Origin of the sequence: Pseudokineococcus marinus, from assembly GCF_013004605.1 — a bacterium.
GTDB classification, from domain to species: Bacteria; Actinomycetota; Actinomycetes; order Actinomycetales; family Quadrisphaeraceae; genus Pseudokineococcus; species Pseudokineococcus marinus.
Genome location: NZ_JABEMA010000044.1, coordinates 1 through 14,644, shown reverse-complemented (window position 1 = coordinate 14,644; position 14,644 = coordinate 1). Strand labels below are relative to the sequence as shown.

9 protein-coding genes and 2 pseudogenes are annotated in these 14,644 nt (G+C 75.5%); 7 read left to right on the top strand and 4 right to left on the bottom strand.

From position 1 onward, the window contains the following. A pseudogene (locus tag HLB09_RS17725) lies at nucleotides 1–564 on the top strand (hypothetical protein); the annotation flags it as partial. Nucleotides 565–713: 149 nt separating this feature from the next. Then, on the top strand, nucleotides 714–2,378 hold the full coding sequence (locus tag HLB09_RS05110; RefSeq protein ID WP_171202327.1) for a DNA repair helicase XPB: 1,665 nt from the start codon (nucleotides 714–716) through the stop codon (nucleotides 2,376–2,378). 1,311 nt (nucleotides 2,379–3,689) lie between these two features. On the opposite strand, the gene HLB09_RS05105 is transcribed toward HLB09_RS05110, so the two are convergent. From HLB09_RS05105 to HLB09_RS05090, 4 genes are read right to left on the bottom strand one after another with little or no spacing between them, the layout of a single operon-like run. Next, the gene (locus HLB09_RS05105) at nucleotides 3,690–6,014 is read right to left on the bottom strand and encodes a beta-xylosidase/alpha-l-arabinosidase (protein ID WP_171202326.1); all 2,325 of its coding nucleotides are present in this window, start codon (nucleotides 6,012–6,014) and stop codon (nucleotides 3,690–3,692) included. 45 nt (nucleotides 6,015–6,059) lie between these two features. After that, nucleotides 6,060–6,959, bottom strand: coding sequence for a carbohydrate ABC transporter permease (locus tag HLB09_RS05100; RefSeq protein ID WP_171202325.1), 900 nt, complete (start codon nucleotides 6,957–6,959; stop codon nucleotides 6,060–6,062). Then, a complete protein-coding gene (locus tag HLB09_RS19785) occupies nucleotides 6,956–7,996 on the bottom strand; it encodes a carbohydrate ABC transporter permease (protein WP_171202324.1) in 1,041 nt (346 codons plus the stop codon). The genes HLB09_RS05100 and HLB09_RS19785 overlap by 4 nt, the downstream gene beginning before the upstream one ends. Before the next feature lie 16 nt (nucleotides 7,997–8,012). Then, nucleotides 8,013–9,296 carry an extracellular solute-binding protein gene (locus HLB09_RS05090; RefSeq protein WP_171202330.1) on the bottom strand — a complete coding sequence of 428 codons (1,284 nt, stop codon included), beginning with the start codon at nucleotides 9,294–9,296 and terminating at the stop codon, nucleotides 8,013–8,015. 126 nt (nucleotides 9,297–9,422) lie between these two features. On the opposite strand from HLB09_RS05090, the gene HLB09_RS05085 reads away from it, so the two are divergent. The 5 genes and pseudogenes from HLB09_RS05085 to HLB09_RS05065 form a co-directional block, all read left to right on the top strand. Next, complete coding sequence (locus tag HLB09_RS05085) at nucleotides 9,423–10,469, top strand: LacI family DNA-binding transcriptional regulator (protein WP_212770579.1); 1,047 nt, start codon at nucleotides 9,423–9,425, stop codon at nucleotides 10,467–10,469. Nucleotides 10,470–10,528: 59 nt separating this feature from the next. After that, on the top strand, nucleotides 10,529–11,824 hold the full coding sequence (locus HLB09_RS05080) for an endo-1,4-beta-xylanase (protein ID WP_171202322.1): 1,296 nt from the start codon (nucleotides 10,529–10,531) through the stop codon (nucleotides 11,822–11,824). 90 nt (nucleotides 11,825–11,914) lie between these two features. Continuing rightward, entirely contained in the window at nucleotides 11,915–12,646 is a 732-nt protein-coding gene (locus HLB09_RS05075) for a response regulator transcription factor (protein WP_171202321.1), read from the top strand. Beyond that, nucleotides 12,643–14,301 carry a sensor histidine kinase gene (locus HLB09_RS18295; protein ID WP_212770578.1) on the top strand — a complete coding sequence of 553 codons (1,659 nt, stop codon included), beginning with the start codon at nucleotides 12,643–12,645 and terminating at the stop codon, nucleotides 14,299–14,301. Before HLB09_RS05075 ends, HLB09_RS18295 begins: the two co-directional genes overlap by 4 nt. 107 nt (nucleotides 14,302–14,408) lie before the next feature. Next, a pseudogene (locus tag HLB09_RS05065) lies at nucleotides 14,409–14,644 on the top strand (hypothetical protein); the annotation flags it as partial.

Sequence of the window (14,644 nt, the reverse complement as noted above, 5' to 3'; positions counted from 1 at the left end):
GGGGCGGCCGGCGCGCCGCAGCAGGGGGTCGGCGAGAGGGACGGCGGGAGGGCCTCCGCGTGGAGCCGCGACGCCGGCGGCCCGCCCCCTCCGCCGCCGAGCCCGGACCCCTGGCGCTCGGACCCGGGGCGCACGTACACGGGAGCCTCCGACCCGAGGTACTCCGAGCCGGGCTACTCCGAGCGTGGGTACTCCGGGCAGGGGCGCTGGGGCGGGGGCTCCGAGGTGGCGCGCTACGGCGGGGACCACGGCGACAGCCGGTACGACGGGGGGACGCCGCCCGGCGGCGGGCTGCCGACGTCGACGCTCGTCCTGCTGGTCGTCTCCGGCCTCGCCGTCTTCACGGGCGTCGCGACCCTCGCCGGGGTGCCGGCGCTCGTCATCGGCGTCGTCGCCGCCACCAGCGCGTCCACCGACCGGGCGCGCGCGGAGCGGCTCACGCGCACGGGCTGGCTCGTCTTCGCCGGCGTCATCGCGGCCGTCGTCGTGCTCGCCGTCCTGGCGCTCGTGCTCGTCCTCGTCATCGGCGGCGGGCTCATCAGCGCCGGGGCCGGGGGCTTCTAGCCCTCCCCCGACGGGACCTCCCGCGCCGGGCCGGTCCCGTCCGGTCGACGGGAAGGACGGGCGGCGCGCGGCGGTTGGACCCTGCAGCCGCCGGCCCCCCGCACGCCGGCACGTCCAGCACCGTCCCCAGCAGCACCGGAAGGACGCCCGTGAGCGACGGCCCCCTCATCGTCCAGAGCGACAAGACCCTCCTGCTCGAGGTCGACCACCCCGACGCGCCGGCCTGCCGCAAGGCCATCGCGCCCTTCGCCGAGCTCGAGCGCGCCCCCGAGCACGTCCACACCTACCGGCTCACGCCGCTGGGCCTGTGGAACGCCCGGGCCGCGGGCCACGACGCCGAGCAGGTCGTCGACGTCCTGCTCGAGCACTCGCGCTACCCGGTGCCGCACGCGCTGCTCGTCGACGTCGCCGAGACGATGGACCGCTACGGCCGCCTCCAGCTCGTCGACGCCCCCGGCCACGGCCTCGTCCTGCACGCCACGGACGTGCCGGTGCTCGAGGAGGTGCTGCGGAGCAAGAAGGTCGCCCCGCTCGTCGGCGAGCGCATCGACGAGGCGACCGTCGCCGTCCACCCCAGCGAGCGCGGCAACCTCAAGCAGGTGCTGCTCAAGCTGGGCTGGCCCGCCGAGGACCTGGCCGGGTACGTCGACGGCGAGGCGCACCCCATCGACCTCGACACGAGCGGCTGGGACCTGAGGCCGTACCAGGCCGAGGCCGTCGACGGGTTCTGGGACGGCGGCTCGGGCGTCGTCGTCCTCCCCTGCGGGGCGGGCAAGACGCTCGTCGGCGCCGGGGCGATGGCCAAGGCCCGCGCGACGACGCTCATCCTCGTGACCAACACCGTGTCCGCGCGGCAGTGGAAGGACGAGCTGGTCAAGCGGACGTCCCTCACCGAGGACGAGATCGGCGAGTACTCGGGCACCCGCAAGGAGGTGCGCCCGGTCACCATCGCCACCTACCAGGTGCTGACGACGCGCCGGAAGGGCGTCTACCCGCACCTGGAGCTGCTCGACGCCCGTGACTGGGGGCTCATCGTCTACGACGAGGTCCACCTCCTGCCGGCGCCGATCTTCCGCATGACGGCGGACCTCCAGGCCCGCCGCCGGCTCGGGTTGACGGCGACGCTCGTGCGCGAGGACGGCCGCGAGGGCGAGGTCTTCTCCCTCATCGGGCCCAAGCGCTACGACGCGCCGTGGAAGGACATCGAGTCGCAGGGCTACATCGCCCCGGCCGACTGCGTCGAGGTGCGGGTGACGCTGCCCGACAGCGAGCGCCTCCTCTACGCGACCGCGGAGCCGGACGAGCGCTACCGGCTGTGCGCGACGACGGAGTCCAAGACCCGCGTCGTCCAGCGCGTCGTCGAGGCGAGCAAGGGCGAGCAGGTGCTCGTCATCGGCCAGTACATCGACCAGCTCGACGACCTCGGCGAGCGCCTCGGCGCGCCCGTCATCAAGGGGGAGACGTCGGTGGCCGAGCGCCAGCGCCTCTTCCAGGCCTTCCGCGAGGGCGAGCTGCACGTGCTCGTCGTCTCCAAGGTGGCCAACTTCTCCATCGACCTGCCCGAGGCGTCCGTGGCCGTGCAGGTCAGCGGGTCCTTCGGCTCCCGGCAGGAGGAGGCGCAGCGCCTCGGTCGCCTGCTGCGCCCCAAGGGCGACGGGCGCACCGCCCGCTTCTACACCGTCGTCTCCCGCGACACCCTCGACCAGGACTTCGCCGCCCACCGGCAGCGCTTCCTCGCCGAGCAGGGCTACGCCTACCGGATCCTCGACGGCGACGACGTCCTCGCCGGCTCGCTGGAGGCCGACGGCGCCTGACGGCGCGAGGCCCCGCCCACCTCGGTGGTGGACCTCGTGGGAGACGCCACCTTCGTGGTGGATCTCGTGGGACGACACGCCGTCGCCCGGCCCACGAGGTCCACCGCGACGGCGATGGTGGACCTCGTGGGCGCGGGCCGTCGCTCCGCTGGCGGTCGGTGGTCGCCGAGCGTCGACCTCCGCGGTCACAGCGCTCGCCGCACGAGGCCCCGGACCACGGACGGCGCGAGCGTGTCCCGCCACGTGCACCGCACCACGTCGTGGCCGAGGGCGACGAGGGTGTTGCTGCGCCACCGGTCGCGGTAGACGGCCTCGGCGTCGAGTGGGGGTCCGCGCCGTCCGCCTCCAGCAGCAGGAGTCCTCGACGCTCGCTCCGACGACGGCGGAACGCCATGTCGCCGCGCGCCAGGAGCACGCCGTGCTCGTCGCGGACCTCGACCTGGAGGTCGTCCGGTGGGACGCCGCCGTCGTGGCATCGCAGGCGGACGCGGCTCTCGAGCACCGACTCCGCCCGGGCGTCGGCGATCGCCCACAGGTCGCCGACGCCGGCGGCGCCGGGCCGGCCCGCGCAGAGGAGCGACGCCGCGACGAGCTCCTCGGCGTCGCCGCTGCGGAGGAGGCCGTCCAGGAGCGCGAGCGCGTCCGGGCGCTCGAGGCGCGGCACCAGGTCCGCCACGGTGCGGACCCGCGAGGTCGCCGGCAGCCCGTCCAGGTCGACCACGTGGTCGACCGGCGGGTCCCACCGGTGGACGACGAGGGGCCGCGACCCCACCTGGACGGGCGCACGCCGGGCGACGTGCACCCGGCTCGTCGGCGGCCCGGGCGGAAGGCCGTGCAGCACCGCCGCGGTGGGGCCCGCCACCACCGCCCCCTCGACCGCCAGCACGGCGGCGCGAGCCCACGACCGCTGGAGGGCGAGCCCCTGGCGGTGCGTCTCGACGAGCAGGACGCCGGGGAGGAGCCGGCGCCACTCCTGCCGGCGGACCATCGTCCGGACCGTCTCCACCGACGCGCCCGCCGCCAGCACGTCGCGGCGGGTGACGACGCCGTCCTGGCCGGCGGCGAGCGCTCGAGCGCGGGGAGCGCCGTCCGGGCTGAGGGGTGCAGGGCACGGACGTCCACGACCGGGAGCGTCCCGGTCCGTCGCTGCCGGACGGCGCCGACCGCGTCACCGGTGGACGGCCGGCCTCGCCCGTCCGCCTGTGCGCGCCACCGCGACAGCCCGCCCCACGCGGCCCACCACCGTCACCGTGGTCGACCTCGTGGGGCAGGCGACGGCGTGCCGCCCCACGAGGTCCACCTTCGCCGGCGTCAGGGCGGGACGACGTCCACGCCGACGACGCGGCGGTCGGCGGTGGTGACCGGGTGCGCGGCACCGGTGAGCTCGACCTGCGCGGTGAGCTCGACGTCCGCGCACGACGGGCCGACGCGCAGCTCGAGGGCGCCGGGCTCGACGACGCGGGTCATCGAGCGGTCGGTGAAGGCCACGCGGGTCGTCGGGACGTCGAGGACGACCTCGGCGGCCTGCCCGGCCTCCAGCTCCACCCGCGCGTAGCCGAGCAGCTGGGTGATCGGCCGCGTGACGGAGGCGACCGGGTCGCTCGCGTACAGCTGGACGACGTCGGCACCCGCGCGGTCCCCGGTGTTGCGGACCGTCACCGACACCTGGAGGGCGCCGTCCGTGGGCACCTCGGTCTGCGCGACGCGCAGGTCGCTGCGCTCGAACGTCGTGTACGACAGGCCGAAGCCGAAGGGCCGCACGGGCTTGGTGTCGATGTTGCTCACCGAGCTCGCGGCGCCCAGCTTCGGGTGCAGGTAGGAGTACGGCTGCGCGCCCACCGAGCGGGGCAGCGAGACGGGCAGGCGCCCCGACGGGTTGACCCGGCCGGAGAGCACGCCCGCGACGGCGCCGCCGCCCTCCTGGCCCGGGAAGAAGGCCTGCACGACGGCGGCGCAGCGGTCCAGCGCCCAGTCGACGGCGTAGGGGCGGCCGGTGAGCAGCACCGCGACGACGGGCCGACCGGTGTCGAGCAGGGCCTCGAGCAGCTCGCGCTGGACGCCGGGCAGGTCGAGCGACTCGGCGTCGCACCCCTCCCCCGACGTGCCGCGGCCGAAGAGCCCCGCGCGGTCGCCGAGGACGGCGACGACGACGTCGGCCCCCTGCGCCTCCTCGACCGCCGCGGCGATCCCCGAGGCGTCGGCCGTGTCGACGTCGCAGCCGCGGGCGTAGGTCGTCGTCGCGCCGGTGAGCTCGCCGCGCAGCGCCGCGAGCAGCGACGGCGCGTCGAGCCCCAGCTCGACGCCCGGGTGCTGGGCCAGCACGTGGTTGGCGAAGCTGTAGCAGCCGAACAGCGCCGGCACCTCGTCGGCGTTGGGCCCGACGACGGCGACGCGGCGCTCCGCGGCCGGGTCGAGCGGCAGCACGCCGTCGTTGGAGAGGAGGACCACGCCCTCCTCGGCGATGCGGCGGGCGAGGTCGCGGTGGGCGGGCGGGTCGAGGTCGACCTCGCCGACGGCGTCGGGGTCGAAGGTCGCGTCGAGCAGGCCGAGGCGCTCCTTCTGCGCGAGCACCCGGCGCAGCGCCCGGTCGACGAGCGCCTCGTCGGTGAGCCCGTCGCGGATGCGGGCCGCCAGCGGCTCGAGGTAGGCCGTGCCCGTGGGCAGCTCCACGTCGATGCCGGCCGCCAGCGCCTGGGCCGCGGCGTCGCCGGGATCGCCGGCCACGCCGTGCAGCGACTGCAGGAAGGCGACCGCGAAGTAGTCGGCGACGACGGTGCCCGTGAAGCCCCACTGCCCGCGCAGCAGGTCGGTGAGCAGCGACGTGTCGGCCGCGACGGGGACGCCGTCGACCTCCGCGTAGGAGTTCATGACCGAGTCGACGCCGCCGTCGAGGACGGCCATCTCGAACGGCGGCAGAAGGACGTCGGCGACCTCGCGCGGCCCGGCGTGCACGGGCGCGAGGTTGCGCCCCGCTCGGCTGTTCGAGTACCCGACGAAGTGCTTGAGCGTCGCGACGACGCCGGTCGACTGCACGCCGCGGACGTACGCCGTCGCGACCGTGCCGACGACGTACGGGTCCTCGGCGATGCACTCCTCGACGCGGCCCCACCGGGCGTCGCGGACGACGTCCAGCACCGGCGCGAGGCCCTGGTGGACGCCGAGGGAGCGCATCGACTCCCCGATGGCGGCGCCCATCTCCTCCACGAGCTCGGGGTGGAAGGTGGCCCCCCACGTCAGCGGCGCCGGGAAGGTGGTGGCCTTCCAGGCCGCCAGCCCCGTGAGGCACTCCTCGTGGACGAGCGCGGGGATGCCGGGGCGGGTGCTCTCGACGAGCCACCGCTGGCGCGCCGCGAGCGTGCGCGCGCCGGCCACCGGGTCGACGGGCGCCGTGCCGAAGGGGCGCGTCAGCTGCCCGAGCCCGCGGGCGGCGAAGGACTCGAACTCGGCGTCCTCGGACTGCATGGCGTCCTGCATGGGCGCGACGTCGCCGCCCTCGCCGTCCCCGCCCTTGCCCTCCCAGAGGCCGACGAGCTGGGCGAGCTTCTCCTCGAGCGTCAGGGACGCCAGGAGCTCCTCCACGCGGGGCGACGCCGGGACGTCGGCGGTGCTGGCGGAGGGCGTGGTGTCGGTGCTCATGGGGTCCTTCCGGAGGGGTGGGGCGGGGCGCGACGGTACGGCTCCTCAGCCCTTCACGGCGCCCTGCAGGCCGTTGACGATGCGTCGCTGCATGGCCAGGAAGAAGACGAGCGCCGGGATCATGGCGAGGGACGTGAAGGCGAGGACCCCTGCAGTGTCCTGCGCGTACTGCGTGGAGAAGCTCGCCACGCCGAGCGGCAGCGTCTGGGACGCCGGGTCGGACAGCACGAGCAGCGGCAGCAGGTAGGCGTTCCACGACGCGACGAACGCCAGGACGCCGACCGTCACGAGCCCCGGCCCCGACAGCGGCAGCAGCACGCGCCAGAAGAAGCCGATGCGCGAGGCGCCGTCGATGGCGGCCGCCTCCTCGAGCTCCTTCGGCAGCGCCGCGAGGAACGGCCGCAGGATGACGACCGTCAGCGGCAGCGCGAAGGCGGCCTGCGGGAGCGCGACGCCCCACACCGTGTTGGTGAGCTGGAGGTCCCGGACGAGCAGGAACAGCGGGATGATCGCCACGGTCAGCGGGAAGAGCAGCCCGAGGGTGAAGACGAGCGCCAGCGCCTCGCGCCCCTTGAACCGGTAGCGGGCCAGCGGGTAGGCCGCCATGACGCCGAGCACCGAGACGACGACCGTCGTGATGAGCGCGACGAGCGTGGAGTTCAGCGTGTAGCGCCAGAAGCTCGCCGACGTCAGCACGGCGACGTAGTTGTCGACGACCCACGGGCTGGGCAGGCCCACCGGGTCCGCGGCGAGCTGCGCGTTGGAGCGGAAGCCGCCGAGGAAGGCGTAGGCCACGGGGGCGACCGTCACGACGACCACGAGCGCGGCGACGGCGTAGACGAGGGGCCCGCCGCCGCCGAAGGAGCGACGGCGACCGCGGCGGCGGGGCTCGGGCTGCAGCGGGACGGGGCGCCCGGGGGCGGGCGTCGTCGTGGGGGCGCTCATCGCGCGGCCCTCCTCGGCTTCGGCGCCACCTCGTTGTCGCGGCGCAGGACGAAGGTCTGGTACAGGACGGCGAGCACGAGCGAGATGACGAAGAGCAGGACCGCGACGGCGGAGGCGTAGCCGTACAGCCCGCGCTCGGTGCCCTGGTTGATGAGGTAGATCGCCATCGTCACCGTCGAGTTGGCGGGGCCGCCGCCGGTGAGGATCCACACCATGTCGAAGAGCTGGAGCGAGCCGATCATCGACAGGAAGCCCCAGGTGCGGATCGTCGGCCCGAGCAGCGGGATGGTGACCCGGCGCTGGACCTGCCACCACGAGGCGCCGTCGAGCTGCGCGGCCTCGTAGACGTCCTCGGGGACGCCCTGCAGGCCGGCGAGGAAGAGGATGACCGCGAGGCCGAGGTACTTCCACGTGAGGACGACCATCACGGTGCCGAGGGCGATGTCGGGGTCGCCCAGCCACAGCTGGGTCAGGCCCCCGAGCCCGACGCCCTCGACGACGGCGTCGACGAGGCCGTTCGGCTGCAGGAGCAGCACCCACACCACGCCGGCGACGACCTCGGCGAGGACGTACGGCATGAAGATGACGACGCGCAGGAAGCCGCGGCCGCGGATGTCCCGGTTGAGCAGGAGCGCGATCGCGAGGCCCAGCGGCAGCTGGATCGCGATGGACAGCGCGATGATGACGAAGTTGTTCACCACCGCGCCGGTGAAGACGGTGTCGCCGAGGGCCCGCGCGTAGTTGTCGAGCCCGACGAAGTCGTCGAGCGGGCCGAGGCCGTTCCAGTCGAAGACCGAGTAGCGGACGGCCTGCAGCACCGGGACCACGATGAACAGGCCGAGCAGGACGAGCGCCGGGCCGGTGAAGAAGGCGATCTCGAGGCGCGTGCGCGTCCTCGCGGAGAGCCGCGAGGACGAGCGCCGCCGACCGCCCCCCGACGGGCGCGCGGGCGCCGCCGACCGGTCGGGCCGGTCGGCGGCGCCCGCGGCACCGCGGGGGGAGGCGGCGACGTCGGCGCCCGTGGGGCGGGGGGTCACGTCGTCCGCCTCCCGATCAGGCGGTGCCGGCCGCGGCCTGGACCGCGTCGACGACGTCCTGGGGGCTCGCCTGCCCGGCGAAGAGCAGCGCGATCTCGTCGTTCATCGCCCCGCCGACGTTCTCGCCGAAGGCGGTGTCGAAGTAGAGCTGCACGTAGGGCGCGCTGTCGCGGTACTCGAGCAGGTCGGCGAGGGCCGGGTCCGAGACGGCGTCGTTGGCGGCCGGGTTGGTCGGCAGCCCCATGTCGCGCTCGGCGAAGCCCGTCTGGACCTCGTCGGACAGGAGGTGGTCGAGGAAGTCGACGCACACCGGGGGCGCGTCGGCCGCGCACGCCCACGCGTCGCCGCCGCCGAGGGCGGCCTCGGGGTCGCCCGCGCCGCCCGCGACGGTCGGGAACGGGAACCAGCCCGTCTTCTCGCCCAGGCCCTCGTTGTCCTCGGTGAGGCCCTGCATGACGCCGGGCTCCCAGTGGCCGGCCAGCTCCATGGCGACCTGCTCGGTGGCGAGCAGGCCCGAGGCGCTCGCGGGGCCCTGCTGCGCCGGGGTGGCGAGGAAGCCCTCGTTGAACGGCTCGGTCTCGACGAGCTCCTGGAGGTCCTCTCCCGCCGCGACGAAGCACGGGTCGGAGAAGTCGAGGGAGGTGACGGCGTCCTCGAGGACGTCCTGGCCGCACTCGCGCAGCGCCGTGTAGTACCAGTAGTGCGCGGCCGGCCACTTGTCGCCGGCGCCCACGGAGATGGGCTGGATCCCCGCGTCCTTGAGGGCCTGGACCGCGGCGTCGAGCTCCTCCATCGTCTGCGGCGGCTCGGTGATGCCCGCCTGCTCGAAGAGGTCGGTGTTGTACCAGAACCCGACGACGCCGACCGAGAACGGCAGGGCGTACGTGCGGCCGTCGATCTGCCAGCCGTTGACCGAGCTGCCGACGGTCTCGATCGTCTCGGGGAGCTCGTCGGACAGGTCCATGGTCAGGCCCGCCTCGACGTGGTCGGCGAGCTCGCCGCCCCCGCGCTCCATGTACACGTCAGGGGTGTCGCCGGTCTGGAAGGCGGCGTCCAGCCTCGTGAGCATGTCCTCGTGCGCCAGGGCGCTGATCTCGATCGTCGTGCCCGGGTTGGCGGCCTCGAAGTCGGCCGCGACCTGCTCGTAGTAGGCCTTGCCGGGGTCGGTGTTCGAGTTGTGCCACCAGGTGAGCGTGCTGCCGTCGGCGTCGCCGCCGCCGGAGTCGCCGCCGCCGCAGGCGGTCAGCGCGGTGGCGGTCGCCAGGAGCGCGACGGCCGTGAGGGCTCGGTTCCTCGCCATGGGGTGCATGTCCTTCGTCGTCGTCGACCGGTGGAGGAGCGCGGCGAGCATGCGACGGGCCCCGAGAGGATGTCAAACGTTGTCGATAACGGTTTCGACGCCGAGGCGGAACGCTACTGTTCGGCCGTGACCGACCTCTGGCAGCGCGCGACGACGCCCGCTGACCCCCCGCGCGTGACGATCACGGACGTCGCGCGCCTCGCGGGCGTGTCCGTGGCGACGGTGTCCAAGGTGGTGAACGGCCGGTACGGCGTCGCCGCCGGCACCGTCGAGCGCGTCCGGGGCGTCATCGCCGAGGTCGGCTACGAGACGAGCCTCGTCGCGCGCAGCCTGCGCAGCCACCGCACGGGCGTGCTCGGCATCCTCGTCGCCGAGTTCGAGCCCTTCAGCACCGAGATCCTCAAGGGCGCGGCCCGGGCCGTCGCGGGCACGGGGTACGAGGTGCTGGCCTACGCGGGCGGCGGGCGGGCCGAGGAGGACGCCGGCTGGGAGCGCCGCTCCCTGTCCCGGCTCGGCGGCACGCTCATCGACGGAGCCGTCCTCGTGACGCCGACCGTGGTGGGCGCTCCCGGCGGCGTGCCCGTCGTCGCGATCGACCCCCACGCCGGGCCGAGCGACGTGCCGACGGTCGACGCCGACAACGTGCGCGGGGCCTGCCTCGCGACCGAGCACCTCCTGGAGCTCGGGCACCGGCGCATCGCCTTCCTCGGCGGCCGCCCGGGCCTGGAGTCCGCGCGGCTGCGCGAGGAGGGGTTCCGCTCGGCGATGGCCGAGGCCGGGGTGCCCGTCGACCCCGCGCTCGTGCGGGTCGCCGGCTACCGCCCGCAGACGACCCAGGAGCCCGCCCGGGAGCTCCTCACGGGACCGGACCGCCCGACCGCCGTCTTCGCCGCCAACGACGTCTCCGCCATCGCCACCATGGAGGTCGCCCGCGACCTGGGGCTGTCGGTGCCGGGCGACCTGTCCGTCGTCGGTTTCGACAACGTCCCCGAGGCGGCGCTGGCGCAGCCGCCCCTGACGACCGTGGCCCAGCCGATGCAGGCGATGGGCACCGCGGCCGTGGAGCTCCTCGTGCGCCGCCTCACGGGCTCGCCCGACGAGGCGCCCGACGGCGGCACGCACGTCCGCCTGCCCACCGAGCTCGTCGTCCGCGGCTCGACGCGCCGCCTGTGACCACGGGCCCGGCCGGCAGCCGCGCCCGACCCGCCCGCCCCGACGACGAGGAGGCCGCCGTGCCCGCCCCGCACCGCTCCCCCGCCCCGGACGCCTCGCTCGCCCACCGCCGCACCGACGCCGTGCTCGCGGTGCGCGACGCGGACGGCGCGCCGCTCGCCCACGCCGACGTCGTCGTCGAGCAGGTCCGCCCCGCGCTGGCGCTGGGAAACATCGGCTTCGACCTCGTCGGCTTCGCGAACGGCGAGGAGGAGGCCGACACCGGCAGCCCCTTCGGCGGCGCCGCGCCGTCGCGGGGCGCGCACCTCGCCGAGCTCTTCCTCGGGCTCTACGACACCGCCACGCTGCCCTTCTACTGGGGCGGCTTCGAGCCGGTCCGCGGCCGGCCCGACACCGCGCGGCTCCAGCGCACCGCCCGGTGGCTCGCCGACCGCGGGGTCCGGCTCAAGGGCCACCCGCTCGTGTGGCACACCTTGACGGCCGACTGGCTGCGCGACCTGCCGACCGACGAGGTCGAGGAGGCCCAGCGCGCCCGGATCCGCCGTGAGGTCGGCGACTTCGCGGGCCTCGTCGACGCCTGGGACGCCATCAACGAGGTGGTGATCATGCCGGTGTTCGCGAACGAGGAGCGCACCAACGGCATCACCCGGCTGTGCCGCGAGCGCGGGCGCATCGCGACGGTCCGGATGGCCTTCGAGGAGGCGCGGGGGGCGAACCCGCGAGCGACCCTGCTGCTCAACGACTTCGACATGTCGACGGCCTACGAGTGCCTGGTCGAGGGCGTGCTCGAGGCGGGCGTGCAGGTGGACGCGCTCGGCCTGCAGAGCCACATGCACCAGGGGTACTGGGGCGAGGAGCGCACGCTCGAGGTCCTCGACCGCTTCGCGCGCTTCGGCCTGCCGATCCACATGACCGAGTCGACCCTGCTGTCCGGCGACCTCATGCCCCCCGAGGTCGAGGACCTCAACGACTTCCGGCCCGCCTCGTGGCCCTCGACGCCCGAGGGCGAGGAGCGGCAGGCGGACGAGCTGGTGCGCCACTACCGCACCCTCGCCTCGCACCCCGCCGTCGAGGCCATCACCTACTGGGGGCTGACGGACGAGGGCGCCTGGCTCGGCGCACCCGTGGGCCTCGTGCGCGCGGACGGGACGACGAAGCCGTCCTACGACGCCCTGCGCGACCTCGTGCGCGGCGAGTGGTGGCTGCCGCCCACGACGCTGCGCACCGACGGCGAGGGTCGCGTCGGCGTCGCGGGGCACCTCGGCGACTACCGGCTGACGCACCGGGGCGCCGGCGCCGACCTCGCGCTGGCGGAGGCGGGCGCGACGACGGTCGAGGTCGCGCTCCCGCGCTGAAGCCCGCCCGGCGCGACCCGCAGCGGACGCACAGGCGACTCCCAGGCGAGGGGGAGGTGCCCGCCAGGCCGGGCGCGCACACTGGCGGGCATGAGCACAGGACCGGCCGAGGCGCGGCTCCTCGTCGTCGACGACGAGCCGAACATCCGCGAGCTGCTGTCCACCTCGCTCCGCTTCGCCGGGTTCGAGGTGCACACGGCGGAGGACGGGCACGAGGCGCTGCGCCAGGCCGAGCGCGTGCGCCCGGACCTGCTCGTCCTCGACGTGATGATGCCGGACCTCGACGGGTTCGCCGTCACCAAGCGGCTGCGCGAGCGCGGCCGTGACACCCCCGTCCTCTTCCTCACCGCGAAGGACGACCTCGCCGACCGGGTGCAGGGCCTCACCGTCGGCGGCGACGACTACGTCACCAAGCCGTTCAGCCTCGAGGAGGTCGTGGCCCGCATCCGCGCCATCCTGCGGCGGACGGGCGGCGGCGCCGCCGCGGCGCCGGGGCGGCTCGTCTTCGCCGACCTGGAGATGGACGAGGACAGCCACGAGGTGCGCCGCGGCGGGCGCGACGTCGAGCTCTCCCCCACCGAGTTCAAGCTGCTGCGCTACCTCATGCTCAACCCCAACCGGGTGCTGTCGAAGTCGCAGATCCTCGACCACGTGTGGAACTACGACTTCAACGGCGAGGCGGGCATCGTCGAGTCCTACATCTCCTACCTGCGCCGCAAGGTCGACACCGGCACCGGCCTCGACGGCCAGCCCGTGCACCCGCTCATCCACACCCGCCGCGGCGTCGGCTACGTGCTGCGGCTGCCCCCCGAGGCGGCGTGAGCCCCACCCGGTACGCCCAGCTGGCCGCGCGCCTGCCCGAGCCGGTGCGCCGGCGGCTCCCCGCCGAGCCGCCGCAGCCGGTCGTCGACGACGACGGCGTCGAGCGGCGCCCGCCCGCCGCGCGCTGGGCCGACCAGTTCCCGCTCAGCACCAAGCTCGTCGTGCTCGTCGCGGCGCTCCTGCTGCTCGCGCTGCTCATCACCGGTGTCGCGACGACGTCGCTCCTGCGCGCCGTCCTCGTCGGCAACGTCGACGACCAGCTGCGCGCGCAGAGCGCCACCACGCTCGACCTCCAGACGCTCGTCGCGCGGCAGCGCGCCGGCGAGGAGTCCGCCGTTCCCACGGACTACGCGCTCCTCCTGTCGACGGGCGTGCCGGGCCAGGTGACCGTCCTCGCCGCCCCGGCCGTCGGCAGTCCCGAGGTCGGCGACGTCGACCTCGAGGAGGCCCGCGAGCGCGACCGGGAGCCGTACCGGGCCGAGGGCACGGACGGCAGCGACTGGCGCGTCGTCTCGGTGCCCGTGACGTGGCGGCCGACGGGCGAGGATCTCGTGCTCTCCATCGGCTACCCGCTGGGCAGCGTCGACGCCGCCGTGGCCCGCACCCGGGCGCTCTTCTGGCTCGTCGCCCTCGCCGTGCTCGTCGCCGCGGCGCTCGCCGGGCGGGTCGCGGTCCGCCGCTCGCTGCGGCCCCTGCGGGAGGTCGAGGCCGTCGCGGTGGCCTACGGCGCCGGCGACACGAGCCGGCGGGTGCCCGACGCGTGGCCGGGCACGGAGGTGGGCCGCCTCGGCGGCGCCGTCAACGCCATGCTGGAGCGGATCGAGAGCGCCCTCGCCGCGCGCGAGGCCTCCGAGGCGCGCATGCGCCGCTTCGTCGCGGACGCCAGCCACGAGCTGCGGACGCCGCTCGCGACCATCCGCGGGTTCGCCGAGCTGCACCGGCAGGGCGCCGTCCGCGACCCCGAGCAGGTCGGGGCCGCCTTCGGCCGCATCGAGACGGAGTCGGCGCGCCTCGGCTCGCTCGTCGAGGACCTCCTGGCCCTCACCCGCCTCGACGAGCAGCGGCCCCTGCGCCGGGACCCCGTCGACCTCCTCGTCATCGCGGGCGACGCCGTGCACGACCTGCGCGCGCTCGCCCCGGACCGGCCGGCGCGCCTCGTCGGGCTGGACGGCTCGCCCGCGCCCGCCCCGGCGCCGGTGACGGGCGACGACGCCCGTCTGCGGCAGGTGCTCACCAACCTCGTCGGCAACGCCGTCCGACACACGCCCGCCGGCACGCCGCTGGAGATCGGGGTGGGCGTGCGCCGCCACGAGGGCGGCGCCTGGGCCACGTGGCAGGTCGTCGACCACGGCGCCGGCATCCCGCCCGAGGAGGCCGAGCGCGTCTTCGAGCGCTTCTACCGCTCGGACGCCTCGCGCACCCGCGGCACCGGGGGCGGCAGCGGGCTCGGCCTCGCCATCGTGGCCGCGCTCGTGCGGGCGCACGGCGGCGCCGCCCGCGTCGTGGCGACACCGGGCGGGGGGACCACCGTCGAGGTCGCCCTGCCCGCCGAGGAGCGGGCCGACGAGCTCCCCGAGGCCGACGACCACGAGACCCTCGACCTCGACGGCCCCGACGTCCCGGAGCAGGCCGACCCGGCGCGCCGGGGTTCATAGGGAACGTCCAGGCTGCGTCCTGGGTGCGTGCACCCGCGGGGTCTCTACTGGGTCCATCGCCCGGGGCGCCCTGCCGCCGGGCCGCGCTCCAGCCGCAGGAGGACGACGTGACCCACTCGACCCAGCACCGCCACGGCACCGACGACGGCGCCTCCGAGCCCTACGGCCGCCCGACCCCCGGCCACGACGCCCACGGCCGCGACCCGTACGGCCGCGTCCCCGACGACCGCACCGGGGCCCCCTCCGACCGCTACGCGGGGACGCCGGCCGGCGGCCGCCCGACCGACGGGGGCGCCGGCAGCCCCTGGCCGGGCGGGACCGACGACCGCGGTGCGGCCGGCCG